The following is a 2742-nucleotide window of genomic DNA, read 5'->3' as shown; positions in this document are numbered from 1 at the left end:
GAGACGGCCGAGATGACCGAGGCGGACCTGGACAACATCGCCGGTGGTCTCTCCGTCGGCGCCTCCGCGGGCGTGTTCGTGGATGGCGCCTCTGCTGCTCGCCGGACCGGATGCAGCACGGACCTCCCCGTCGCACAGCAACGATGCAGCGCAGTAATCGCACGCCCCAGGTGGCACACGGCTGCTGCTCGGGCAGCAAGGCGGCCCTCACCGTTGCAGCAGCTCGCCGCTGCAACGGGTCGGGCTACCCGGTCGCGGCGGCCACCGTCGGCCTGCTGCCTGGGAGGCCGTTGCTGCGCCCGGACGCTCGCACGGCACTGTCAGCCCTCCAGCCCTCGCTGACCGAAGCCGTTATTTCGTGGCGTTGCTGCCACGGCCCTGTGGCAGCAACGCCATGGTCCCTTTGTTCTGCTGCTCCAGAACAAGCCGGTTCACCTGGTGCTACCGGCCACCAGCTTCGCGTCCGCGCCGTGCCGGAGCTCGGCGCTGGTTTGTTCTGCCCTCCCAGAACAAGCCGGTTTAGCTAGTGCTACCGCGAGGGCCATGAAGAAGGCGCTGCACCAGGGGTGCAGCGCCTTGGGTGCTACGTGGGCCGGGCCGGCGTTCAGCCGGTGGCGGAGAGGTTGGCCACCTGTGCGGCGAACCGGGCCCGTCGTTGCTCGGTGAAGCTCTCGGGGTCGGCGGCCTTGATCTCCGGCACGGCCATGGGGGAGTAGATCGCGCCGCCGGTGAGCAGCGGGTGGAGCTGGTAGCGGCCGTCCTCGAGGCCCCACGCCAATCCGCACTCGCGCAGCTCCTTGAAGCCGCGGTTCACGGTCGGCTTGCTCGCGCCCAGCTCGCGTGCCATCTCGTTCTGGCTGATCTCAGCGGTGCCGGTCTCCGGGTCGCTGAGGTACAGCAGCTGGTCCAGGACGCGGCGGCCGGCGGTGGAGACGTCGACCAAGGCCAGGAGGCGCAGGACGTCACGGGAGATCGTGACAGGGGCCTCGGTCGGAGGGCCGGGGACGTAAGAGCTGCTCACGGAGCCTCACCACTTCGATCAGGTCGAGACGCTGTAACCGAGAATATGCCGCGCGACGTCATGCGCTCGCCTTGCGTGCGGGCCGCCGCTGCCGCAACGTGACGACCTTCTCCTTGCGACGGGCGGCCTCGGCGGCCTTCTTCTCCGCCTCCCGCGCCTTGCGCCACTCGGTGGGGTAGTCGGGGTGCGGGATGACACAGGCCGGGCCCTTGGCGTCGTTCCAGAGCTTCTGCCACTTCTCCTGCTCGCCGGAAGTGCCCGCGACCGTGAGCCACGGGTTCAGCTGGAGGATGCCGCGCTTGGCGCTGCGCATCCAGCCGATGTGTGCAAAGAACTGGCTGGCCTCGTTCACGGAGGCCGCCGACAGATTGCACCGGGCCTGGAGGTCGCGCTGGTTGGTCTTCACGAACCCGCGGGGGGCCGCGCGCTCCTTGTCGTCGGCCCGGTTGGCGCTCTGCAGCGCCATCAGCTGGCACCACACCTGGAACCAGCTCCCGGGCATCTTCAAACTGCCGAGCACGTTCAGCAGCAACCGGGCGTCCAGCACGTATCCGCTGACCTCCGCGCTCGCGGCGAACTCGCGGCCCTGGATCTTCTCCACGCCCAGGATCAAGCCGCCCTTGCCGTCCGACCGCGCGACCACGCGCTCGCCGGGGCGGACGATCGGCAGCTGTTCCATCAGCACAGTCCTCCAGAGATGATCAACGTTTCGGGGAGCACGGTAGCACTAGGTAAACCGGCTTGTTCTGGATAGGCAGAACAAACGGTGGCTCACAGTTACCTGACGAATCGTCAGCTACGGGGGGTGTTTGTTCTAGGTTTCCAGAACACCCGGGGCGCGTTTGTTCTGGAAACCTAGAACAAACGGTTTCGCATCGCCGCAGGTCAGGGCCTGTTTCGACGCGGAGCGCTCTTATGTGTCACTAGAGCTCAACCACCACGCAAACTCCGCTCGACACGCCACGGTGCGCACGGATCAAGCAGCTGGCAGCGGCGGGCGTGTCGCCGTCAACAACCACCGGATCGTGGGCGCTGGCCTCCGTGGCTGAGCTCGCTTCGCGTGCGGCACCGCGCCCAAGTGCGGGTCGTGGACGGCAGCAGCGGCTCTGAGTCTCGGGTGGTGCCGACCCTGACGCTCAAGAGCACAGAGGCGTGGCCGGTGCCGGTGGGCAGTTCCACCGCCCGGCCCAAGGGGCCGTTCGGCTCCGGCACCTCCGTACGCCGGAGCTCCGGTTTTCCTAATATCCGAGGTACTGTTCTGTTCCTGAAGTTCGAAGCGTCCCAAGTCATAATTCCTCACCTGAGTGGGAGAGCGAAATACCGGCGCTGACCACTCAACAAATCACGCGCCCTACCTAGGTGGTTGGGGGGTGTCCCGTGTTTCCGCCAGTGGTACATGCTGAATCAAACTGATGCACTCGCTACATTGGAACCCGACACGAACGAGCGACCCCCCACCCCGTAGCCAGCCCAGTCCGCGCCAGCGGGCCCCACGGTCCTGGAGGCGCAGCCGGAAGGACCGTGGGGCGGGGGAGCGTAGCGGACCTGCCTAGGAGCGCGAAGCGCTCCTCAACTCCCATACCTCGAGCCACACTAGCCGTACTGTCAGACCCCCAGCCACTCCGCCGCGCACCGCGCGGCCCGCCGGGCGCGCAGCGGCCGACCCCACACCGTCCAGAGCGCAGCGAAGGGACGGGCCCGCGCGCATCGCAGATCGGAAG

The 2742-nt window shown here is 67.5% G+C and carries 2 protein-coding genes; both read right to left on the bottom strand.

Annotated elements, in window-relative coordinates; all coding sequences use genetic code 11:
- Positions 1-604: 604 nt before the first annotated feature.
- Positions 605-1021 (bottom strand): helix-turn-helix domain-containing protein, encoded by a 417-nt coding sequence (locus ABZ340_RS36495; protein ID WP_358786198.1) that lies wholly within the window; start codon positions 1019-1021, stop codon positions 605-607.
- Positions 1022-1079: 58 nt separating this feature from the next.
- Positions 1080-1700: a hypothetical protein gene (locus ABZ340_RS36490; protein WP_358786197.1), complete on the bottom strand. Its 621-nt coding sequence runs from the start codon at positions 1698-1700 to the stop codon at positions 1080-1082.
- Between the last annotated feature and the right edge of the window lie 1042 nt (positions 1701-2742).

The organism is Streptomyces sp. NPDC006134, assembly GCF_040628835.1.
GTDB lineage: Bacteria > Actinomycetota > Actinomycetes > Streptomycetales > Streptomycetaceae > Streptomyces.
This window is presented reverse-complemented; position numbering and strand designations above follow the sequence as displayed.